The 21,650-nt window shown below is 54.5% G+C and carries 29 protein-coding genes; 1 reads left to right on the top strand and 28 read right to left on the bottom strand.

Annotation, left to right across the window (positions count from 1 at the left end):
• Positions 1-27: 27 nt before the first annotated feature.
• The 5 genes from ACUHMQ_RS06275 to ACUHMQ_RS06255 form a co-directional block, all read right to left on the bottom strand.
• Entirely contained in the window at positions 28-633 is a 606-nt protein-coding gene (locus ACUHMQ_RS06275) for a glutathione S-transferase N-terminal domain-containing protein (RefSeq protein ID WP_445294596.1), read from the bottom strand.
• 150 nt (positions 634-783) lie between these two features.
• Entirely contained in the window at positions 784-1,605 is an 822-nt protein-coding gene (locus ACUHMQ_RS06270) for a cytochrome c1 (RefSeq protein WP_445294595.1), read from the bottom strand.
• Between the two features lie 17 nt (positions 1,606-1,622).
• On the bottom strand, positions 1,623-2,978 hold the full coding sequence (locus ACUHMQ_RS06265; RefSeq protein WP_445294594.1) for a cytochrome b: 1,356 nt from the start codon (positions 2,976-2,978) through the stop codon (positions 1,623-1,625).
• A gap of 15 nt (positions 2,979-2,993) precedes the next feature.
• The gene (gene petA, locus ACUHMQ_RS06260; protein ID WP_445294593.1) at positions 2,994-3,581 is read right to left on the bottom strand and encodes a ubiquinol-cytochrome c reductase iron-sulfur subunit; all 588 of its coding nucleotides are present in this window, start codon (positions 3,579-3,581) and stop codon (positions 2,994-2,996) included.
• A 121-nt stretch (positions 3,582-3,702) separates the two neighbouring features.
• Positions 3,703-4,449 (bottom strand): Nif3-like dinuclear metal center hexameric protein, encoded by a 747-nt coding sequence (locus tag ACUHMQ_RS06255; RefSeq protein ID WP_445294592.1) that lies wholly within the window; start codon positions 4,447-4,449, stop codon positions 3,703-3,705.
• A gap of 39 nt (positions 4,450-4,488) precedes the next feature.
• Here ACUHMQ_RS06255 and ACUHMQ_RS06250 point away from each other — a divergent pair, with 39 nt between their 5' ends.
• Positions 4,489-5,667 carry a Do family serine endopeptidase gene (locus tag ACUHMQ_RS06250; RefSeq protein ID WP_445294591.1) on the top strand — a complete coding sequence of 393 codons (1,179 nt, stop codon included), beginning with the start codon at positions 4,489-4,491 and terminating at the stop codon, positions 5,665-5,667.
• Between the two features lie 151 nt (positions 5,668-5,818).
• Here ACUHMQ_RS06250 and tatC read toward each other — a convergent pair whose 3' ends face one another.
• The 23 genes from tatC to ACUHMQ_RS06135 form a co-directional block, all read right to left on the bottom strand.
• The gene (gene tatC / locus ACUHMQ_RS06245; protein WP_445294649.1) at positions 5,819-6,559 is read right to left on the bottom strand and encodes a twin-arginine translocase subunit TatC; all 741 of its coding nucleotides are present in this window, start codon (positions 6,557-6,559) and stop codon (positions 5,819-5,821) included.
• A gap of 19 nt (positions 6,560-6,578) precedes the next feature.
• Positions 6,579-6,980 (bottom strand): Sec-independent protein translocase protein TatB, encoded by a 402-nt coding sequence (gene tatB, locus ACUHMQ_RS06240; RefSeq protein WP_445294590.1) that lies wholly within the window; start codon positions 6,978-6,980, stop codon positions 6,579-6,581.
• A gap of 3 nt (positions 6,981-6,983) precedes the next feature.
• Positions 6,984-7,202: a Sec-independent protein translocase subunit TatA gene (gene tatA, locus ACUHMQ_RS06235; protein ID WP_445294589.1), complete on the bottom strand. Its 219-nt coding sequence runs from the start codon at positions 7,200-7,202 to the stop codon at positions 6,984-6,986.
• A gap of 61 nt (positions 7,203-7,263) precedes the next feature.
• A complete protein-coding gene (locus ACUHMQ_RS06230) occupies positions 7,264-7,623 on the bottom strand; it encodes a histidine triad nucleotide-binding protein (protein ID WP_445294588.1) in 360 nt (119 codons plus the stop codon).
• Between the two features lie 5 nt (positions 7,624-7,628).
• Positions 7,629-7,952 carry a phosphoribosyl-ATP diphosphatase gene (locus ACUHMQ_RS06225; RefSeq protein ID WP_445294587.1) on the bottom strand — a complete coding sequence of 108 codons (324 nt, stop codon included), beginning with the start codon at positions 7,950-7,952 and terminating at the stop codon, positions 7,629-7,631.
• 122 nt (positions 7,953-8,074) lie between these two features.
• On the bottom strand, positions 8,075-8,518 hold the full coding sequence (gene aac(6') / locus ACUHMQ_RS06220) for an aminoglycoside 6'-N-acetyltransferase (RefSeq protein WP_445294586.1): 444 nt from the start codon (positions 8,516-8,518) through the stop codon (positions 8,075-8,077).
• Positions 8,511-8,909, bottom strand: coding sequence for a phosphoribosyl-AMP cyclohydrolase (gene hisI / locus ACUHMQ_RS06215; RefSeq protein WP_445294585.1), 399 nt, complete (start codon positions 8,907-8,909; stop codon positions 8,511-8,513). Before hisI ends, aac(6') begins: the two co-directional genes overlap by 8 nt.
• Positions 8,906-9,679: an imidazole glycerol phosphate synthase subunit HisF gene (gene hisF, locus ACUHMQ_RS06210; RefSeq protein ID WP_445294584.1), complete on the bottom strand. Its 774-nt coding sequence runs from the start codon at positions 9,677-9,679 to the stop codon at positions 8,906-8,908. The genes hisI and hisF overlap by 4 nt, the downstream gene beginning before the upstream one ends.
• Positions 9,680-9,722: 43 nt before the next feature.
• The gene (locus ACUHMQ_RS06205) at positions 9,723-10,229 is read right to left on the bottom strand and encodes a cupin domain-containing protein (protein ID WP_445294583.1); all 507 of its coding nucleotides are present in this window, start codon (positions 10,227-10,229) and stop codon (positions 9,723-9,725) included.
• Positions 10,222-10,959, bottom strand: a complete 738-nt coding sequence (gene hisA / locus ACUHMQ_RS06200) for a 1-(5-phosphoribosyl)-5-[(5-phosphoribosylamino)methylideneamino]imidazole-4-carboxamide isomerase (RefSeq protein WP_445294582.1) — start codon at positions 10,957-10,959, stop codon at positions 10,222-10,224. The genes ACUHMQ_RS06205 and hisA overlap by 8 nt, the downstream gene beginning before the upstream one ends.
• A 35-nt stretch (positions 10,960-10,994) precedes the next feature.
• A complete protein-coding gene (gene hisH / locus ACUHMQ_RS06195) occupies positions 10,995-11,636 on the bottom strand; it encodes an imidazole glycerol phosphate synthase subunit HisH (protein ID WP_445294581.1) in 642 nt (213 codons plus the stop codon).
• Between the two features lie 20 nt (positions 11,637-11,656).
• Positions 11,657-12,250: an imidazoleglycerol-phosphate dehydratase HisB gene (gene hisB / locus ACUHMQ_RS06190; protein ID WP_445294580.1), complete on the bottom strand. Its 594-nt coding sequence runs from the start codon at positions 12,248-12,250 to the stop codon at positions 11,657-11,659.
• Between the two features lie 9 nt (positions 12,251-12,259).
• Complete coding sequence (gene hisC / locus ACUHMQ_RS06185) at positions 12,260-13,321, bottom strand: histidinol-phosphate transaminase (protein WP_445294579.1); 1,062 nt, start codon at positions 13,319-13,321, stop codon at positions 12,260-12,262.
• A complete protein-coding gene (hisD, locus tag ACUHMQ_RS06180; RefSeq protein WP_445294578.1) occupies positions 13,318-14,616 on the bottom strand; it encodes a histidinol dehydrogenase in 1,299 nt (432 codons plus the stop codon). Before hisD ends, hisC begins: the two co-directional genes overlap by 4 nt.
• A 73-nt stretch (positions 14,617-14,689) precedes the next feature.
• On the bottom strand, positions 14,690-15,352 hold the full coding sequence (hisG, locus tag ACUHMQ_RS06175) for an ATP phosphoribosyltransferase (RefSeq protein WP_445294577.1): 663 nt from the start codon (positions 15,350-15,352) through the stop codon (positions 14,690-14,692).
• A gap of 165 nt (positions 15,353-15,517) precedes the next feature.
• The gene (locus ACUHMQ_RS06170) at positions 15,518-15,997 is read right to left on the bottom strand and encodes a nuclear transport factor 2 family protein (RefSeq protein ID WP_445294576.1); all 480 of its coding nucleotides are present in this window, start codon (positions 15,995-15,997) and stop codon (positions 15,518-15,520) included.
• Between the two features lie 208 nt (positions 15,998-16,205).
• Positions 16,206-17,459, bottom strand: a complete 1,254-nt coding sequence (murA, locus tag ACUHMQ_RS06165) for a UDP-N-acetylglucosamine 1-carboxyvinyltransferase (RefSeq protein WP_445294575.1) — start codon at positions 17,457-17,459, stop codon at positions 16,206-16,208.
• 210 nt (positions 17,460-17,669) lie between these two features.
• The gene (locus ACUHMQ_RS06160; protein WP_445294574.1) at positions 17,670-17,909 is read right to left on the bottom strand and encodes a BolA family protein; all 240 of its coding nucleotides are present in this window, start codon (positions 17,907-17,909) and stop codon (positions 17,670-17,672) included.
• 27 nt (positions 17,910-17,936) lie between these two features.
• Positions 17,937-18,692, bottom strand: a complete 756-nt coding sequence (locus ACUHMQ_RS06155; protein ID WP_445294648.1) for an ABC transporter permease — start codon at positions 18,690-18,692, stop codon at positions 17,937-17,939.
• 59 nt (positions 18,693-18,751) lie between these two features.
• Positions 18,752-19,657 carry an ABC transporter ATP-binding protein gene (locus ACUHMQ_RS06150; RefSeq protein WP_445294573.1) on the bottom strand — a complete coding sequence of 302 codons (906 nt, stop codon included), beginning with the start codon at positions 19,655-19,657 and terminating at the stop codon, positions 18,752-18,754.
• Positions 19,658-19,913: 256 nt separating this feature from the next.
• A complete protein-coding gene (locus ACUHMQ_RS06145; RefSeq protein WP_445294572.1) occupies positions 19,914-20,723 on the bottom strand; it encodes an MlaA family lipoprotein in 810 nt (269 codons plus the stop codon).
• Positions 20,724-20,762: 39 nt separating this feature from the next.
• Positions 20,763-21,038: an STAS domain-containing protein gene (locus ACUHMQ_RS06140; protein ID WP_445294571.1), complete on the bottom strand. Its 276-nt coding sequence runs from the start codon at positions 21,036-21,038 to the stop codon at positions 20,763-20,765.
• Positions 21,039-21,650 (bottom strand): MlaC/ttg2D family ABC transporter substrate-binding protein, encoded by a 612-nt coding sequence (locus ACUHMQ_RS06135; protein ID WP_445294570.1) that lies wholly within the window; start codon positions 21,648-21,650, stop codon positions 21,039-21,041.

The raw sequence follows: 21,650 nt of genomic DNA, 5'->3' as shown, positions 1-21,650 counted from the left end.
CAGCCATACCGGTCACCCACATCATACTTACTTACGCATAGCCTTTTCGTTCGGCGTCATCGAATCGATAAAGGCGGAACGGGCAAACAGACGCTCGGCATACTTCAAGATTGGCGCCATTGGCTTGCTGACTTCCACGCCATAGTGCTCCAAACGCCACAACAGCGGCGCAATCGATACATCCAGCATCGAGAACTCTTCACCCAGCATGAACTTCTGCTTGGCAAACAATGGCGCGATCTGGCCCAGATTGTCACGGATGGTGCTACGTGCTTTCTCCAGATCCTTCTTGGTCGAACCATTAGTCTCCAAAGTCTTCACATGCACAAACAGCTCGCGCTCGAAATTGAACAGCATCAAGCGGGCACGGCCACGCATGATAGGGTCAGCGGGCATCAGCTGCGGATGAGGGAAACGCTCATCGATATACTCATTGATGATGTTCGACTCGTACAACACCAAGTCACGTTCAACCAGTACTGGTACTTCGTTGTACGGGTTCATTACCGCCAAGTCTTCAGGCTTGTTATGGATATCTACATCGACAATCTGAAAATCCATGCCCTTTTCAAACAGGACGATACGGCAGCGGTGGCTGAATGGGCAGGACGTGCCTGAATACAAAGTCATCATAAAAGTCGGTTCTCCATCAGCGATATGAGTAAATAAGGCTCGATTTTAGCATTTTGCATATAGCAAAAGCCAGAAAACATACATAAGCCTATGATTAATAAAAGAAAAACGGAGGAACACCCTCCGTTTTTCTTTGCTCGATACCAGCACTTAATGAACGTCGCGCCAGTACTCTTTCTTCAGCATATAGGTCATCGGTATCAGCAGGAATATCAGGAACAGCAACACGCCATACCCGATACGCTCACGCGTAACCTGCACAGGTTCACCCATCCAGACGATATAGTTGGTCAGGTCCGACACTTTCTTGTCGTAATCGAAAGTATTGGCCTTGCCTTCTTCCAGACGGGTCAACTCACCGGCCTTGGTCAGCACCAGCTGGTGGGTCGACACCTTTTCCTTACCTTCTATATGCTCAACCACTTCCCACGAGCGCACCACAGCACCCTTGGGTTCAGCACGGCCTTCTACCGTCTTCAACTCCAGATTGCCTTGCAGCTGCCAAAGCACATGCGGCATACCGACTTTGTCGAACACGGTATTGTTCCAACCTGTGGGGCGGCTACTATCGCGATAGAAACTGCGCAGATAGGTATACAACCAGTCAGCACCACGCGAACGGGCAATCAGCGACAGATCTGGCGGTGTAGCGCCAAACCAGACCTTTGCCTCCTTGGCTTGCATGGCAACACGCATCGGTTCGCCCACTTTTTCCGAGGCAAACATCAGGTTGTCACGGATCTGCTGCTCGCTTAAACCGAGGTCTTGCAGACGGTTATAGCGCATTGCGCTCGCACCATGGCAGGACAAACAGTAGTTGGCAAACAGCTGGGCACCTCGCTGTAGCGACTCCACATCACGAACGTCGTTTGGTGAGCGATCCAACGCCACCTCGGTCGAAGCCTGAACCGGTAGTGCCATCGGCAGAATAAGACTGCAAGCCGCCAAAATTTGGGCAATCTTGATTTTCATGTTCTTGTCTCTCTCGATCAGACCAGCTTACCGAACACAAACGAACCGATGAGCGCCAGCGCTGTGTAGGCCAGGAAGGCAAGCTGCCGCTGGGTGTTGGTCTCGGTGGTACGAGCCGGCACCGGCGTGCTGCCTACGTCGTTCTTCGTGTAGAAAGGCATGAAGATGAAGAAGCCAAAGTAAATGAAGCTGAATATCTGCGCGAGGATAGTACGTAGGTTAGTGGACGGCTTTGCGCCCAAAATACCCAGGCAGATAAACGAGATCAGGAACAGTACCAAGGCAATTTTGAAGTTACGGCCACGGTAACGGATCGACTTGATCGGACTGCGATCCAGCCAAGGCAGAAGGGCAATAATCATCACCGCGGCACCCATACCGATCACACCCCAGACCTGAGTACCCAGGAACGAAGGAATGGCACGCAGAATCGCGTAGTAGGGCGTGAAGTACCATACAGGTGCGATATGCGGCGGCGTCTTCAACGGGTCGGCTGGGTCAAAATTCGGATGCTCCAGGAAGAACCCGCCCATTTCCGGCACGAAGAACAGCACATAGCTGAAGATGGCCAGGAACACTGCCACGCCAAAGATATCCTTGACGGTGTAGTAAGGATGGAAAGGGATGCCATCCAGTGGAACACCCGTCTTGGGGTCCTTGTTCTTCTTGATTTCCACGCCATCAGGGTTATTCGACCCGACTTCATGCAGCGCCACCAGATGAGCCACGACCAATGCCAGCAGCACCAAAGGCACAGCAATCACATGCAAAGCAAAGAAGCGGTTCAAAGTAGCATCAGACACCACAAAGTCGCCACGAATCCAGACCGACAAATCCGGACCAATCACCGGAATCGACGCAAACAGGTTCACGATCACCTGTGCACCCCAGAACGACATCTGACCCCATGGCAGCAGATAGCCCAGGAAAGCCTCGGCCATCAGGCACAGGAAGATCATCATGCCGAAGATCCAGATCAGCTCACGTGGCTGCTTGTAGGAGCCATAGACCAAGCCGCGGAACATGTGCAGGTAAACCACGACAAAGAACATCGAAGCGCCGGTGGAATGCATGTAGCGGATGATCCAACCGCCTGCCACATCCCGCATGATGTATTCGACCGACATGAACGCCACCGATACATTGGTGCCCGGAATGAGCGAGCCATCCGGTTTGTAGTTCATGGTCAGGAAGATGCCGGTGACAATCTGAATCACCAGAACCAGAAGTGCCAACGAGCCGAAGTAGTACCAGAAGTTGAAATTTTTCGGGGCGTAGTACTCGGAGAGATGCTCCTTGTACATTTTTGTCGCCGGGAAGCGATCATCCACCCAATTCATTACATTGCCCGCCAGGGCTTGCAGCTTGCTCATCTCAGGCCTTCCCTCTTATTTGTCTTCGCCGACCAGCAGCACGCCTTCAGTGACGTACTTATAGGGTGGGATATCGAGGTTTTTCGGGGCCGGCACGCCGGAGAACACCCGGCCGGCAAGATCAAATTTGGAGCCATGACATGGGCAATAGAAACCACCTACCCACTCCGGTCCCAGGTCAGCCGGAGCCAAGTCTGGACGGAATGTTGGGGAACAACCCAAATGGGTGCACACACCCAACGCCACTAAAATGTTGGCCCTATCTGCACGAGAACGTGATTTGTTCTTGGCATATTCAGGCTGGTCGCTACCATCCGAACCCGGATCAACCAACTTGGCCTCGATCTTGGCCATGTTGTCCATCATCTCCTTGGTGCGATTCACTACCCAAACAGGTTTGCCGCGCCACTCCACATCGATCTTCTGGCCCGGCTCTAGCTTGCTGATATCAACCTCTACCGGTGCACCTGCTGCCTTGGCGCGCTCAGAGGGGAAGAAGCTGGCAATGAACGGTGTAGCGACCGCGACGACGGCAACCCCACCCACGGCGCCGGTCGCGAGCGTCAGGAAGCGCCGCTTGCTGTTGTCCACTTGATTCGTCATACCCAGTCCCTGACTTTCTGACTTTTAAAATAATGGTCTAACCAAAACTGTACGATTTTAACTGATTCGCCCCGCTTACATAAGCCTTTGCAGCACTGGGGTTATTGGCCCACAGGCTGATCTAGACTGGGTTCGCCAGTTCTGTATAGCGCCACTCAAGCTCAAATTTGCCGGCCAAATGCGCAGCCAACGCCTGTACGCCATATCGTTCGCTTGCATGGTGGCCCAAAGCCAGGAAGCCCACGCCCTGCTCCTGCGCTGCATGGTAGTTCTGTTCCGACACTTCGCCAGTCAAATACGCATCACATCCGTGCGCAATGGCAACATCGAAATACCCTTGGGCACCACCGGTACACCAACCTAGCCGGTTCACGCGCTTACTGGCATCCCCCAGCAATACCGGTTTACGCGCCAGCACACGTTCCGCACGCGCCGCCAACTCCCCCAAAGTCAGCGGTACATCCGGGCTACCAAGCCAGAGCAGGTCTTGCTCACCCGCCCGACTATCGCCTTGCAACCCAAGCTGAACTGCCAGTTGCGCGTTATTGCCCAACTCCGGATGCGCATCAAGCGGCAGATGATAAGCCAGCAAACCAATGTCATTCTGCAACAACTTAGCCAAACGACGTTTCTTCATACCTACAATACGGGCATCCTCGTTCTTCCAAAAATAGCCGTGGTGTACCAGGATCGCATCAGCTTGCCAGGAAATCGCCGCATCGATAAGCGCTTCGCTCGCGGTAACGCCACACAGTAGCCGTTTAACCTCCGACCGTCCTTCAACCTGCACGCCATTCGGTGCGTAGTCCCGGAAACGATCGATAGCTAGCAGTTGTCCGGTATAATTTTCTAATTCTCGCAATAACATAGCGCATATTTCCAAGGCTCTCTCACAAGCGCCCATTCAATGAAAAGACTTTGGCTGATTTTCGCACAAACCACTACCGCAGGTTTGGCGCTCTGGTTCTTGGTCACGCTGCTCAAGCCCAGCTGGCTGCCACAACGTATGGCTGAGGTTGTCACGTTTACTCAAAGCGCCCCCAACGCTACACAAAAACAGGTAGGAGGTATGCCCGGCTACCGGGATGCGGTCAAACATGCCATGCCCAGCGTAGTGAATATCTATACAAGCAAGGCTGTGCATACGAAGCGGCACCCATTGCTGGACGACCCGCTGTTCCGGCGTTTTTTTGGCGACCGGATCGAAGGCAACGAAAACCAGCGTACTTCCAGCCTGGGTTCTGGCGTGATCGTCAGCACCCAAGGCTATATCGTGACCAACAACCATGTGGTTGAATCTGCAGATGAAATCCAGGTCGCCTTGTCTGACGGTCGCAGCGCCGAGGCCCAGGTAGTGGGGACTGACCCTGAAACCGATCTGGCGGTGATCAAGATCGACATGGACCAATTGCCCGCTATTACATTCGGCCACGTGGAAACGCTGAATGTTGGCGACATAGTGTTGGCAATTGGCAACCCTTTTGGGGTGGGCCAGACAGTGACAATGGGTATCGTCTCTGCATTGGGCCGTACGGGGTTTGGTATCAACACGTTTGAAAACTTCATCCAGACCGATGCCGCGATCAATCCGGGTAACTCGGGCGGTGCACTTGTTGACAGCCAGGGCAATCTGGTCGGCATCAACGGTGCCATCTACTCCCGCACTGGCGGCAATATGGGTATCGGCTTCGCCATCCCTGCTACCACTGTCAAAAGCGTGATGGAACAGATCATCAAGGAAGGGGCCGTGACTCGAGGCTGGATTGGCGTCGAAACACAGGACCTTACACCGGAACTAGCCAGGAGCTTCAAGCTGAACAGCACAGATGGTGTGCTGATCAACGGCGTTGTGCGTGGCGGTCCGGCAGACCGTGCTGGCGTAAAACCTGGTGATGTGTTGATCAATGTAAATAGCAAGGCGGTAGTGAATTTCGCCGACATGCTCAATCAAGTCGCCAACCAGGCGCCTGATTCGAAGATTCAAGCCCAGCTGATGCGCCAGGGCAAACAGGTGGAAGTGTCCATCGTCATTGGAAAGCGGCCACGACTACCGGTTGCAGCCAACGATAGCGAAGAAGAACAGTAAGCCCCTTTGCAAAGCAATAAAAAACGCCATATTGAAATGGCGTTTTTTATTGCCCTCCCAAAGTCTGCTCTAGATCTCAAAGACGAGTGCTAGTAACGCAATAGAAGAAGTGGCACTAACTCAGTCACGCTAGGCGCACAGAAACTTCAATTTACTCATCCGCAACCGGCGTGGGCCTTGGCGCGATCAGCCAGGCCGATAACACCACCCCCAGCTCATAAAGCAACCAAAGCGGCACTGCCAACATAATCTGCGACAGCACATCTGGCGGAGTAACAATTGCTGCAATCACAAACGCACCAACAATGACATAAGGGCGTACCTCACGCAGTTTGGCGACGCTGACCAAACCCATCCTTACCAGCACCATCACGATGACCGGTGTTTCAAAGGTAACGCCAAATGAGATGAACATGCCAAGGACGAAACTCAGGTACTTGTCAATGTCGGTCATCATCGCCACGCCTTCAGGCGTAGCCGCAGCCATAAAACCGAATACCACCGGGAACACCAGGAAATAGGCAAAAGCCATACCAACAACAAAAAGCAGCAGGCTGGAAAAAATCAGCGGAACGACTAGTCGCTTTTCATGCTGGTAGAGCCCCGGCGCAACAAACGCCCAAGCCTGGTAAAGCGAATGCGGCAGCGTGATCAGAAAAGCCACCATGCCGGTAACTTTGAGCGGCACAAAGAAGGTGGCGGTGACATCGGTCGCAATCATGCGGCTGCCTTCTGGCAGCACTTTCATCATCGGTAACGCCAGAAGGCGATAAATATCGCCCGACCAATGGAACAGAATAAGGAAGACTACAAGCAACAAACCGGCCGCCCGGATAAGGCGGGTACGCAGCTCGATGAGGTGCTCGATCAGCGGTTGCAGGTCGGCATTCATGGACAAGTGTAAAACCTAACTAGCGCTGGTCGCGCTCGGGACGGGGGCGTGAAGCAGACTCGGCAAAAAGGTCATACTGCTTATCGTCAGCAGGTGGCGCAGCGGCGAGTGAAGGCGCATCACTCAGGGCGGTATGCGCTTCGCCAGCCACTTCCTGCAATCCCGACTGTATGGGGGCAATCCCGCTGCGAATATCGTCGCTCAACTTACGCCCAGCCTCGTTCATCTCAGCTTCCAGCTCGCGTAAGCCATCCAGCTCCACTTCACGCTTGATGTCGGCTTTCACACTCGCCACGTAGCGCTGCAATCGCCCCAACATCGCACCCGCAGTACGGGCCACTTTGGGCAGACGTTCAGGGCCTATCACGATCAACGCAACAGCCCCCACTACCATCAGTTCGCCAAAGCTGATGTCAAACACGGCTTAACGCTTGTCTTTGGCTGCGTCGTTTTCAAAGACCCGGCTGCCCTCAACCTGCTTTTCCGCAATCTTGGGCTGCTCTTCTTCGCTCTTCATGCCTTCCTTGAAGCCCTTTACAGCAGAGCCAAGATCTTTGCCAATACCGCCCAGCTTCTTGGTGCCAAACACCAGCACAACGATAACCAGCACGATAAGCCAATGCCAAATGCTGAATGAACCCATCGCCATTACTCCTAAAGAACGCAGCCGATCAAACCAGCCACGAAAAATTACTTTACCGCTGCTATTGAATCAACTGCGCCATCATGGTTTCGGCATTGCCGCCGCCACCGAATACGTGCAGATGCAGGTGGAACACCGACTGCCCACCCTTCGCGCCCGTATTGATCATTGTGCGAAAACCCTCGCCCAGGCCTTGCTCGCGTGCGAGCCGCGGCGCAAGCGCCAACAGCTTGCCCAACATCGCATGGTCGGCGGGCTCTACGCTCAACAACGATTCAACGTGTTGCTTAGGCACAATTAAAAAGTGAACGTTCGCAATGGGATGGATATCGTGAAATGCCATCACGTTCTCATCTTCATAAATCTTCTTGGCTGGAATTTGCCCTGCCGCGATCTTGCAGAAAATGCAGTTATCACTCATCTCGTTTACTCGGGTCGGGAGTTCTTTTCATCAATGCCGGAAATGCCCTCACGGCGTGCCAGTTCTGCCAACACATCGTTAGGGCCCAAGCCCTGCTGCGCCAACAAAATCAAGGAATGAAACCACAGGTCGGCAACTTCACGCACCAGGTGCAGCTTATCGCCATCCTTGGCTGCCATCACCGTCTCCACGGCCTCCTCCCCCACTTTTTTAAGAATGGCATCGAGCCCTTTGTCCATCAGCTTGGCGGTATACGAGGTCGCCGGATCAGCACCTTTACGGGAGTCAATCGTATCAGCAAGGCGGGTGAGGATATCAGCGTGAATCATTGGCAGGCAGCTTGTAAAGACGGGCGATTATAGGCGGGGAAACAACAAATTGGGTTACAAGTCGTGTTGCGCAGTCTTTTAGCATGGGGAATTTGGCGACACCCACCCTCAAGGCAGCAGACTCAACCGAGTAACTTACGGAAATAGACTACCCGCTCTGTTTCGGCAAAGCCAAGCGCCTTATGAACGGCGTGGCTGAGTTCATTCTCCAGCGGGGCATCTGAAGCAAACTCCTGGCAGCCACAGGAATGCGCCCACGCTGCAACAGCTTTAACCAGCTGTGCGGCTATACCTTGGCGTCGGAACTCAGGGGCGACGTAAATCCCCTCAAGAAAGGCCACAGGCGAGGTATCCGTCCCGTTGACGTAGTCGTTACGCAATGATGCCTCGACAAACCCTACAGGACGTGCAGCCTCGGTATATGCCACAAACTGTGCATATCGACCGGGCTCATCAATGAAGGAGGCCATCTCGGCGAGATGCTCTTCCGTCAGGCAATCCGGCCAAAGCGTCTCGCGCAAGTTCAGCCAGCCCGCTTGTTCAACCGAGGTACACTGCTCAATCATGTTGCCCAGCAGCGGTGTAAATAGCCGTCGGATCTTTCAGTACCGGGTCAGTCACCACCCATGCGCCATCGACAAGCTTACGGAACAGGCAGCTCTCCCGTCCCGTGTGGCATGCGATACCACCGGCTTGAGTAATTTGCAGAACGATCACATCACCATCACAGTCGAGGCGGATTTCGCTCACCGTCTGCAGGTGGCCCGACTCTTCGCCTTTCTTCCACAATTTTTGTCGCGACCGGGAGAAATAATGAGCAATGCGTGTTTCCGCAGTCAGTGCCAACGATGCCTGGTTCATATAGGCCACCATCAGCACACGTTGGGTCTTCGCATCTTGCGCAATGGCGGTCACCAGGCCTTTTTCATCCCAACGAACTTCGTCGAGCCAGCTCACAAACGTACCTCTATCCCTTGCTCGCGCATCAATCGCTTGGCTTCGCCTACTGTATGGTCGCCAAAATGAAAAATACTGGCCGCAAGTACTGCATCCGCATGGCCCAGTTTGATGCCATCCGCCAGATCCTGCAGCTTGCCAACCCCGCCCGATGCGATAACCGGGATCTGCACTGCATTGCTGACAGCACGGGTCAGCGCAAGGTCAAACCCGGACCGGGTGCCGTCCTTATCCATGCTGGTCAGCAGAATTTCACCCGCACCCCGTCGCTGCATTTCCAAGGCCCAGGACACCGCATCAAGCCCGGTAGCATTACGGCCACCATGGGTAAATACCTCCCAGCGGACTGGCTCATCTGGCTGGCTGACACGCTTGGCATCAATCGCCACCACTATCGCCTGCGAACCAAAATAACCTGCAGCATCTTCCACAACCTGTGGGTTGGTCACCGCCGTAGTGTTGATGCCTACCTTGTCGGCCCCGGCATTCAGTAACCGGCGCACATCCTCAACCTTGCGCACACCACCACCTACTGTCAGCGGAATAAACACCTGCTCGGCTACCGCTTCGATGATATGGAGAATCAGATCCCGGTTATCGGAACTGGCGGTGATATCAAGAAACGTCAGCTCATCCGCCCCCTGCTGATCATACCGCCGGGCGATTTCGACAGGGTCTCCCGCATCGCGCAGACCAACAAAGTTAACGCCTTTGACCACACGGCCATCGGTGACATCAAGGCAAGGGATAATACGTTTGGCGAGCGGCATGAGTTGCAATCACATGAGGGTAAAACGGGGGGATGAAACGAATTCAGTCTTCACCATCCCAATAGTCGACTTTTCCGTTTTCATCCAACGCGCGGAAACGAAATCGAGTGGCACTGCTGCCGTCAGCAGCAGACACCACAGAACGCATACCCACCTTGCCGGAATCGGGGTACTCGACAATCTCGGTAGGGGAGTGTGTGCTGATAGAGAGGTACTTCAGATCAGCATCAGAATCGTTGATCAGGTGATGCGCGGTTTCCCGACCGCCGGTAGGCGCTGCGATCACATCGCCCGCGCGAACAGGAAACCGTTCCTCTCCCAGCCGGTAGGTACCCCGGCCTTCCAGGATGATGAACAGCTCTTCCTCTTCCCAATGATTATGAAATGGACAGGAACGCTTGCCCGGCGGGACCACCGTATGAGCGTAACCGAGTTTCCTTGCGCCGATCAGGCTGCTAATGCCGACATCAAACGATTCATACCGGCTGCCATGTACGTTGTGTTCGGGGACCGGTAAGGAATCGAGATTGATGATAGGCGGCTTAGCCATTGAGCTCGTCTGCCAATTCCTGTGCAGCAGCAAAATCCAATGTGCCTTCGTAGATGGAACGACCGGCGATTACACCACTCACGCCTTCGCCTTCAACTTCACAGAGCCGCTTGACGTCATCGAGGTTGGTCAACCCGCCGGAAGCGATCACCGGTACGGTCAGGGCCTGAGCAAGCCGTACCGTCGCTTCGATATTGATGCCGCTGAGCATGCCATCGCGACCGATATCGGTATAGATGATCGACTCAACGCCATAGTCTTCAAACCGCTTGCCCAGATCCACCACATCGTGGCCGGTAATCTTGCTCCAACCATCGATCGCGACCTGGCCATCCTTGGCATCCAGGCCGACAATGACCGAGCCGGGGAAGGCATCGCATGCATCATGGAGAAAGCCAGGTGTCTTCACCGCAGCTGTTCCGATAATGACGTAGCGCAAACCGGCTTCCAGGTACATATCGATGGTTTCGAGGTTGCGAATGCCGCCACCAAGCTGAACCGGGATTTCCGACCCGACAACATCGAGAATCGCCTTTACTGCAGCAAGGTTTTTGGGTTTCCCGGCGAAAGCACCGTTCAAATCGACCAGATGCAGACGCCTTGCACCGGCTTCCAGCCATCGCTGGGCTATTTCTGCAGGGTCGCCAAACACATCAGCGGAATCCATTTCACCTTGTTTTAGGCGGACGCATTGACCGTCTTTGAGGTCGATGGCGGGAATAATCAGCATGGCAGTTAGTTGGTTGGGTAAATAATCAAATCCACTTAAGCAACACCATTCCAGGCAATGAAATTGGACAGCAATTTCAACCCAGCGGTATGGCTCTTCTCAGGATGGAACTGAGTAGCAAAGATATTAGCTCGGGCTACCGCCACCGTGAAGGTAAACGGATAAGCGCTTTCCCCCACGGTGAGGGAATCATCTGGTGTATGCATGTAGTAACTATGCACGAAATAAAAGCGCTCGCCAGAGGGAATGCCTTGCCAGAGCGGGTGTGAGCGGGTTTGTCGCACTTCGTTCCACCCCATGTGGGGCACTTTGAGCCGCTCTTCACCCTGCACCATCCGTTCGGCAGGAAAACGCACAACCTGCCCGGGAAAGACGCTAAGGGCGGGAACATTGCCCCCCTCCTCGCTCAATTCGAACAAAAGTTGGGCTCCGACGCATATGCCCAGAAAGGGTTTGCGCTTCGCGGTATCGAGCACCACATCGCGTAAACCGCGTTCAACCAGCTCTCGCATACAGTCGCGCATGGCGCCCTGGCCAGGGAAGACAACCTTGTCCGCGGCGGCAATCACGGCAGGGTCGCGGGTCAGGATAATTTCCTCGCTGGGCGCAACATGCTCCAGCGCGTGGGTAACCGAACGCAGATTACCCATGCCGTAGTCGATGACGGCAATTTTCATAGCATGTATTCCGGGGATTCTTAGGCAGTGAGCGTGCCTTTGGTGGAGGGCATAGTGCCGGCTGCGCGCTCGTCAAACTCAACCGCCATACGCAGCGCACGACCAAAAGCCTTGAAGATGGTCTCAGCCTGATGATGGGCGTTAACACCCTTCAAATTATCGATATGCAAGGTGACCATACCGTGGTTGACAAAGCCGTGGAAGAATTCACTGAATAGATCGACATCGAACTGACCAATACTGGCGCGGGTATATTCCACACCATAGCTCAGGCCGGGACGACCCGACAGGTCTATCACCACCCGCGACAGGGCTTCGTCGAGCGGAACATAGGCATGCCCATAACGGCGAATGCCTTTCTTGTCGCCCAGCGCCTTGGCAAGCGCCTGACCCAGCGTGATACCGATATCTTCCACCGTATGATGGGCATCGATATGCAAATCCCCCTTGGCGACGATATCAAGGTCGATCATTCCATGGCGAGCGATCTGGTCCATCATATGGTCCAGAAAAGGCACACCGGTATCAAAATGGCTCTTGCCTGTGCCATCCAGATTCAACGTAACGGTGATCTGGGTTTCCAAGGTATTACGGGTAACGGTGACTTGGCGCATGGCTGGATCTCAAAGGCAATTTGGCAAAGCGGCCAGAACGCTGTCGTTCTCGGCCGGTGTGCCGACAGTAAAGCGTAGGCAATGTTCAAGCAGCGGATGGCTGCCGTGCAGGCACTTGATCAAAATGCCCGCGGCCTTCATAGCAGCAAAGGTCCGCAAGGCATCCGGCACCCGGGCTGTAATGAAATTGGCTTCCGATGCAAAAACTGTCATACCCGGCAAAGCCTTCAACCCCATTGCGAGACGCGTACGCTCGGTACACAACAATGCTGCCTGCTCCTTGAAAACATCCAGATGATCCAGCGCAAACAACGCCGCTGTCTGGCTCAATACATTGATGTTATAGGGTGGGCGCACCTTTTCCAGCTCGGCAATCCAATCGGCTGGTCCTGCAGCATACCCAAGGCGGATGCCTGCCAAGCCAAGCTTTGAAAGCGTGCGCATCACCACGAGGTTAGGGTGCCGGCCTGCGAGATCCATAAAACTGTCGCTGGCGAACGCACTGTACGCTTCGTCCACCACAACCATGCCGGGTGCGGCATCGAGTATGGCCTCGACCTCAGCACGCCCATAACGGGGACCGGTGGGGTTGTTCGGGTAGGCCAGGAAAATTACTGCGGGTTGATGCGCACCAATCGCTGCCAACATAGCGGGCAAATCCAGCGTGAAATCAGCTTTCAATGGCACGCCAATGTATTCGAGCCGGCTGAAAACCGCGTTCATCTTGTACATGACGAAAGAGGGCTCGGCTGCCAGCAATTTCGCACCGGGCTTGGCCAGGGCTTGGCAGATCAGGGTGATCAGCTCGTCCGAACCATTGCCAAGAATCACGCGGGCCTCGGCTGGCATTGCAAAAGCCGTCTTGAGCTTGCTTTGCAAACCAGCACCATGCGGGTCCGGATAACGGTTCAATGCTGCCTTGGCCAACCGTTGGCCGAGTTCGGCCTGTAAAGGCTCCGGCAACGGAAAAGGGTTTTCCATGGCATCGAGTTTGATCAAACCCGCCGCATCGGCCACATGGTAGGCCGACAATGCAGCAATCTCCGGCCGTACCCAGTCTTGCGCGCTCATGCTTGATCCTTCAAACGATATTCAGCCGACTTGGCATGCGCCGGCAAACCTTCCCCATGCGCCAAAACACTGGCGACTCTGCCCAGTGTCTGAGCACCTGCTTCAGAGACATAAATCAGGCTGGAACGTTTCTGAAAGTCGTAAACCCCTAGCGGACTCGCAAAGCGTGCCGTACGTGAAGTAGGCAGTACGTGGTTGGGGCCTGCGCAGTAGTCACCCAGAGCTTCCGAGGCAAAACGCCCCAGGAAGAACGCACCGGCATGGCGAATCTTGGCTTGCAAGGCCCACGGGTCTTCAACCGACAACTCCAGATGTTCAGCTGCAATCCGGCTGGCGACCTCAGCCGCTTCGTCCAGGTCACGCACTTGAATCAGCGCACCACGATTCCCCAGGCTGGCTGCGATGATGTCCTGGCGAGGCATAGTCGGCAGCAGTCTCTCGATACTGACAGCAACCTGGTCGAGATAGGCCACATCTGGGCAGAGCAGGATCGACTGGGCGATTTCATCGTGCTCCGCCTGGCTGAAGAGATCCATGGCAACCCAGTCCGGGTCAGTCCTGCCATCGCAGATCACCAGAATTTCACTGGGGCCGGCCACCATATCGATACCCACAACGCCAAACACAGCCCGCTTGGCCGCCGCTACGTACTGGTTACCGGGACCGGTTACTTTATCAACCTGCGGGATTGTTTCGGTGCCATAAGCCAGAGCAGCCACAGCCTGCGCCCCGCCTATCGTATACGCGCGGTCCACCCCGGCGATGTAGGCAGCAGCCAGTACCAGATCGTTACGCTCGCCACGCGGCGTAGGCACGACAACAATGATCTCACCCACCCCAGCCACCTTGGCTGGGATCGCATTCATCAGCACAGAAGACGGATAGCTCGCTTTACCTCCCGGCACATACAGCCCCACACGATCCAATGCGGTGACAACCTGGCCTAGCACCGTGCCGTCATCCTCAGTGTATTGCCAGCTCGTTTGCACCTGTTTCTCGTGATAACGGCGCACACGAGCGGCGGCCAGCTCCAGAGCATCACGCTGCACACTGGATAACCGGTGATAGGCAGCCTCCAGTTCAGCGCGACTCAACTCCAGCTCAGCCATGCTCATGACAGACAAGCCATCAAAACGATTGGTGTACTCGACAACCGCAGCGTCGCCACGCATTTTCACGTCTTGCAGAATATGCATGACGGCTGCGTCCACCTCGGGGGTTTGCGCAGTTTCAAACGCCAACAAGGCGTCGAGCTGATTGGTGAAATCGGGGGAAGTGCTGAAAAGACGTCTCATAAGGTATTCACTCAAGGCACCGGGCTTTGCCCAGTGCATATTGACACAGGGCCGGCGCACAAGTGCAGCCACCCTACGTATGGTGATGCTCGGCGTGGTTAGCGTTAGTGGCGTGGGCAAAAGCGTCGAGTATCGGTTGTACACCCGCACGTTTCAGTTTGAGCGAAGCCGGGTTGACCACCAAACGGGAACTGACATCAAGCACATGTTCAACCGCCACCAATTTGTTGGCTTTCAGAGTATTCCCAGTACTGACGAGATCAACAATGGCATCAGCCAAACCCACGAGCGGCGCCAACTCCATCGAACCATATAGCTTGATCAGATCGACATGCACACCCTTGCGTGCAAAATGCTCACGGGCCGACTCGACATATTTGGTCGCAACTCTCAGACGCGCCCCTTGCTTGACCGCAGCGTGGTAATCAAACCCCTCCTCCACCGCCACCATCAACTTACAGGCAGCAATCTGCAAATCCAGAGGCTGATACAACCCGGCACAACCGTGTTCCAACAGAACATCGTAACCAGCAATGCCCAGGTCGGCGGCACCATACTGCACATAGGTGGGCACATCGGTCGCACGCACGATCACCAAGCGTACATCCGCACGGTTGGTGCTCAGAATCAGCTTGCGTGAGCTCTCTGGGTTTTCGGCTGGAACAATGCCTGCCGCAGCTAACAGCGGCACCGTCTCTTCAAAAATGCGTCCCTTGGACAAGGCGATGGTAATCATGGGTGGTGCAACAAACAGCAGAGCCTGAATTATGCCCACCTGATGAGCATCTGGCGAGCATTAGTTGTCTACCAAACAGGAAAAGATAAATCCCATCCCTATCAGACACTTAGACAAATCACCCAGAAAGTTGTCTAGTCAATATCTAGCTAAGCATGCTGCGAATCAACGGTATTCCGGGTGCTTGTCGGTAAACCGCGCCAGTCTTTGTTGCGCAGTTTTACGTACTTTATTGCGTAGAAACGGCGTCCAGCCTAGTAGTAAGCCGGTTGGCCCCAATGCCATGCGGGACCATGCCCAGAAGTCGAATCGATCACGGTGTCGCCAGATCAAGCCATCGCGGAACTCAAATTGGGCATGCATATGGTTTTCTACTAATCGGCCGGTTTGAGAGAAAGGATAGATCGCCACCCAACTGGCCGAGCCCTGCCCATTTTCCGCCTCAACCGAAGAGAAGCTGACGGACAGCTCACTGGCGCTCTCCAGCAACATGCGCCACATGGCAGCGGGCTGCCGCCCACGTAAGTCGATAAAGACAGGGTCGGAAAACTGCACATCCGGGTGATAACACGCCGCCATCGTCGCCCAGTCGCGCTGCTGAAAAGCCGTATAGAAGTGATTAATCAGATCAGATTCGACACTCATATGCATGCCCTATTCTCAGAATCTGTTCACGATCTGTCGCGAGCAGCTGTCAGCAGGGTAAAGCCTAGCGCAGAAACCGGAATGTACTTAGGTACATGAGGCTGCGAACTTCTTGGTGCGAAGCACCCTAGCAGTTCGGCGTCCCCCTTGCGGGGGCTTTCGAGCAGCACATGAGCCCTGATCACGGCTGCGCAGCAAGATCGTAGTCTTATTGGATACGCTCGATCTGCGCCCCCACCCCACCCAACTTGGCTTCCAAATGCTCATAGCCACGATCCAGGTGATAGATCCGGTCGATAATGGTTTCGCCTTCTGCCGCAAGCCCAGCAATTACCAGGGAAGCCGACGCGCGCAGGTCTGTCGCCATCACCGAAGCACCCGATAGCTTTTCCACCCCTTGCACGACCGCAGTATGGCCATCAACATGAATGTCAGCCCCCATACGCGCTAATTCCGATACGTGCATATAGCGGTTCTCGAAAATGGTTTCGGTAATCACACCTGTGCCGCTGGCCAGCGCATTCATCGCCATGAACTGCGCCTGCATATCGGTCGGGAATGCCGGATAGGGTAAGGTACGCAGGCTGACAGCCTTTGGACGCTCACGCATCTCGATGGCAATCCAACCGTCACCCGCTTCGATGTACGCCCCAGCTTCGCGCAATTTTTCCAGTACGCTATCCAGAATACCAGCGCGCGTATTACGTAACACCACCTTGCCTCGGGCCAGCATCACTGCGCACAGAAAGGTGCCGGTCTCGATCCGGTCAGGCATGACCTCGTGCTCGGCACCGTGCAGTCTTTCCACCCCTTCAACGGTGATCGTATCGGTACCATGGCCGCTAATCTTGGCGCCCATTTTGATCAGGCACTCGGCCAGATCAACGACTTCCGGTTCACGGGCAGCATTTTCAAGCGTGGTAACGCCATCTGCCAGCACAGCAGCCATCAGAAGATTCTCGGTACCCGTCACGGTCACCATATCCGTCATGAAGCGGGCACCTTTGAGGCGCTTGGCTTTGGCATGAATGTAGCCGTGTTCGATATTGAACTCCGCGCCCATGGCCTGCAGGCCCTTGATGTGCTGCTCAACCGGGCGGCTGCCTATCGCGCAGCCTCCAGGCAAGGACACCTTGGCTTCACCGAAGCGTGCCAACATGGGCCCCAGCACCAGAATGGAAGCACGCATGGTCTTCACCAATTCGTAAGGGGCTTCGAGCTTATCGATTCGCGAACCAGTCAGTTCGAACTCATGGACATTGTCTGTCATCACCCGCATACCCATACCTTGCAGCAACTTCTGGGTAGTCATGACATCGCGCAACTGCGGCACATTGGTCAGTCGCAACGTATCTACTGTCAGCAGGCTGGCGCACAGAATCGGCAAAGCAGCGTTCTTCGCACCGGAGATACAAATCTCACCTTGCAGGCTGGCGCCACCGGTTATTTTAAGTTTGTCCATGGAGTTCAATCTCTAACGAAATCCGGCGCAAGGCGCCGGTCAAAAGGTCGTACTGAATAGTTAAAAGTCTGACTAGGCCAGCCCTACCCAAGCTGAATTATCGCAATAGGTCCAAGGGTAACGGATTACCTAGCGCCAAGTTCAATATGGCACCAGCAACACAGTAAGCTCACCAAGGCTGAAGCCCCTGTCTTACCGCACATTGCGATTTTAAGGGCGGTTCTTCCACTCATGCGGACTGAATGTCTTCATCGACAATGCATGAATCTCCTCGCGCATACGCTCGCCTAGCACCTGGTAAACCATTTGATGCTGGCGAATGCGCGGCAGGCCATCGAAAGCCTTGGCGACGATGATGGCCTCGAAATGATGGCCATCGCCACTGACTTCCAGCACTTCGCAGGTAAGGCCGGCAGCAATGTATTGCTTAACTTGTTCAGGAGTAACCATGATGGGTGAACCGTGTGGGAAGCGGAATCAATGCCTGAGCTTATAGCCCGTGCGAAGCAGATGCAGGGTAAAGGCGGTCAGGACAACAAAAGTGGCGCCAACTACAGACAGACTCAGCCAGGGCGAAACATCGCCCACACCGAAAAAGCCGTAGCGGAAGCCGTCAATCATATAAAAAACGGGGTTCAGGTGAGACACACCCAACCAAAACACCGGTAATGAGTGGATGGAGTAGAACACCCCACTGAGAAAGGTCAGCGGCACAATGATGAAGTTCTGAAACGCCGCCAGCTGATCAAATTTTTCCGCCCAGATGCCGGCAATCATGCCAAGCACCGCCAGCACGCCGGAACCCAGGAGCGAAAATACCAGTATCCATAAGGGGTACTTAAACGCCGGCAATGCCAACAGACTGGTCACCAGCAATACACCCACACCAACAGCCAAGCCACGCACAATCGCCGCCAGGATATAAGCCAGGAAGAATTCCAGCCGTGAAAGGGGTGGCAACAGGATAAATACGATATTACCAGTCAGCTTCGACTGAATCAGGCTGCTGGACGTATTGGCAAACGCGTTCTGCAGAATCGACATCATGGCCAACCCCGGTATCAGAAAGGCCGTGTAACGAACCCCTGGGTAGGGTTGGACATGTGAATCCAGCACATGGGAGAAGATCAACAGATACAGCATCGCGGTCAAAACCGGTGCCGCCACGGTCTGGAAACTGACCTTCCAGAAGCGCAGGATTTCCTTGTAGAACAGGGTATAAAAGCCTTGCATAGCGATGTGGGGCAGACCGTGGACAGGGAACACCGGCAAAGCGGGTTCGCGTCAGTGGCTCACCCAGCTTTCCTTCCCATTACGTCGAGGAAGACCGACTCCAGATCGGGCTTCACGATTTCAATATCCCGCACGCCGACGCCCGATTCGCGCAACAGCGCCAGAATCCCTTCCAAGGTGTTGTAGTCATCCAGGCGCAGGTGATAAGCGCCATCCTGCTCTGCCACCAGTAGAGGTTGCAAAGCAGCAGGCAAAGCATCAGGGAACAAGCGTAACGAAAGCATGCGAGCAGTGTGCGACTGAATCAACGTCGCCTTGTCATCCAACGCCACCAACTCCCCATGCTTGAGCATGGCGATACGGTTGCAAAGCATCTCGGCTTCTTCCAGATAATGGGTAGTCAGCACGATGGTGTGGCCATCCGCATTCAAGCGCTGGATAAATGCCCACAAGGTCTGCCGCAATCCAACATCCACCCCAGCTGTCGGCTCATCCAACACAATGACTGGCGGTTTATGGACCAAGGCCTGGGCCACCATCACCCGCCGTTTCATACCACCTGACAGGGCCCGCATATTGGCATGCGCCTTATCAGCCAGCCCTAGATTTGCCAATAGCTCATCAATCCAGGCTTCATTACGGCGCAGACCAAAATAACCCGACTGGAACTGCAGGGTTTCACGCACAGTGAAGAAGGGGTCGAAAGTCAGTTCCTGCGGCACAATGCCCACTTTGCGCCTCGCAGCCCGGTAATCCGCCTGCACATTGCTACCCATTACGGTAACCGAACCAGAATCAGGCCGGGTCAACCCACCCAATACAGAAATCAAGGTGGTCTTGCCTGCACCATTTGGGCCAAGCAAAGCAAAGAACTCGCCCTCGCGCACCTCGAGATCGATGCCCTTGAGCGCTTCAAGTTCCCCAAAGCGTTTCTTGACGGCGGAAAATCGGATGGCAGCAGACATAGGCAAATCGAATCGGAAAGGCGGGATTGTACCTAGGTTCCATCAACGTGAGATTTGTTGATAGCAATTACCTGGATTTTGATGTGTCATCCATGAAGATGCTGTTCAGGATTGGTCACGAACACACTGGCTGTCTAGTTATCGCTCTGCGTAATTGGGGCTACCGCAGAGCACAGTCAAAAATAGACTTAAACAAATTCCCAACTGAAAGCAGCAAAATACAAAGCGGCCAACCGGCCGCTTTGTAATGACAAACTCAAGGTTTGGGTGGACTTTGCGAAGCCGCACCTTTGGCTTCACTCTTTTCAACGCCGGACATATCGAGATTCTTCACGTCAATCTCATCATCATCGTCCAGTTCCACTTTATCCCCCAGCTGCAACGGCGCCGGAGCTTGTCCATCCCACACGAGACTATAACGACGCCGCAAATAGCTATCGCGAATGAAAGCGTATTCGTCGCCAAATGCAGCCTCACGCATGGTCTGCTCCACCGGCAGCAATTGCGCCCGCGTTTCCACCATATTCAAGGCAGTCAAACTGTTCTCAACCGCAGGATCGTGCAAGTAACGGTTGGGAGACAGGTAGTAACTGCCGAAATAGTCTGTGGTATCACGCAGGGTCTTTGGGCCAAGGAAAGGCACCATCAGATAAGGGCCTGACCCTACCCCCCAATGCCCAAGCACCTGACCGAAGTCCTCGTTATGCTTAGGCAAGCCCGGCGCCATGGAGGCGATATCAATCAAACCACCCAAACCCAGGGTGGTGTTGAAAATAACGCGTCCAAAGTCAGTCGTCCCTTGCTTCCATTTACCTTGCAGAAAATTGGACGAGCCAATGTAGACATCGCCCAAATTTCCGAAGAAATTGCCTACCGCCGTACGGACCGGACCGGGCGTAACCGCAACGTACCCACGCGCCACCGGCTTGAGCACCGCCTTATCGGCAGCGACATTGAAGGCATATATCTTGCGGTTGACGGACTCAAGCGGATCGTAATGGTTGGCAGGCGTGGCGCAGGCCACAAGCAGAAGGGGACTCAGCAGCAGGGGTAGGGAGGAACGCATAGGCATCCAGTAAGTCGACGGCGTAAACAACGAGCCAACTTAATCGTTCAAAAATTGCAGAAATTCCTCGACCCCATACAACGCGGCCAAGCTTAGCAGGCTGGCAGGCGGGTTACGGAACTGCAATTGCCGCTTCGCAGCGACGGCTTGACGCCGCCACTGCAAGAGCAAGCTGATTGCCGTCGAGTCAACTTCACTGACGCCAGCCAAGTCCACTACCAGAGTAGACTGACCAAGCTGATCAGCAAACTCTCTCTCGATACGGCAGATCGAATCCAGTACCAACCCACCATTCAAGGCTATCACTGCTGTCATTTACTTGGCCGATGTTTTTGCGGGTTGCGCTGCATTACGATCAACCAACGCCTTGATCAAGCCATCAATACCATCTTTCTGTATGGTCTGGCCAAAGCTAGTGCGGTAGTTGGTTACCAGGCTGACACCTTCAACGGCGACGTCATAGACCTTCCAACCATCCTTTGTTTTCAGCAGACGGTAGTCGATTGGGAAAGGCTGGCCGCTTGTGGTGACCACTTCTGTACGCACTGTTGCATCAGTATCCGTATCAGCCATCTTGACCGGCTTCACGTTGATATCCTGTACCTTGTTCGCGCCAATCGCGGTCGAATAGGTACGGATCAACAGCGCACGGAACTCGCGCGCCAGTGCTGCCTGCTGGTCTGGCGTGGCTTGACGCCAGTACTTGCCGACAGCCAATGCAGTCAATCGATTGAAATCAAAACTTGGCAGCACTTTGGCTTCCACCAGATCACGGAAACGCTTGTCGGCGGGCGACAGGTTTTCCTTCTTGACGACTTCCAGCACTTCCTTGCTGGTAGTACGCACCAACTGCTCTGGCGCAGGCACTTCTGACGCTGTTGCCGTCAGCCCTGTAAGCAATAAGATAAAACCAAAAAATCTACGCAT

Source organism: Chitinimonas violaceus (assembly GCF_052601015.1).
Note: the sequence above shows the minus strand (reverse complement) of the source record. Positions and strands in the feature narration are given on the sequence as shown.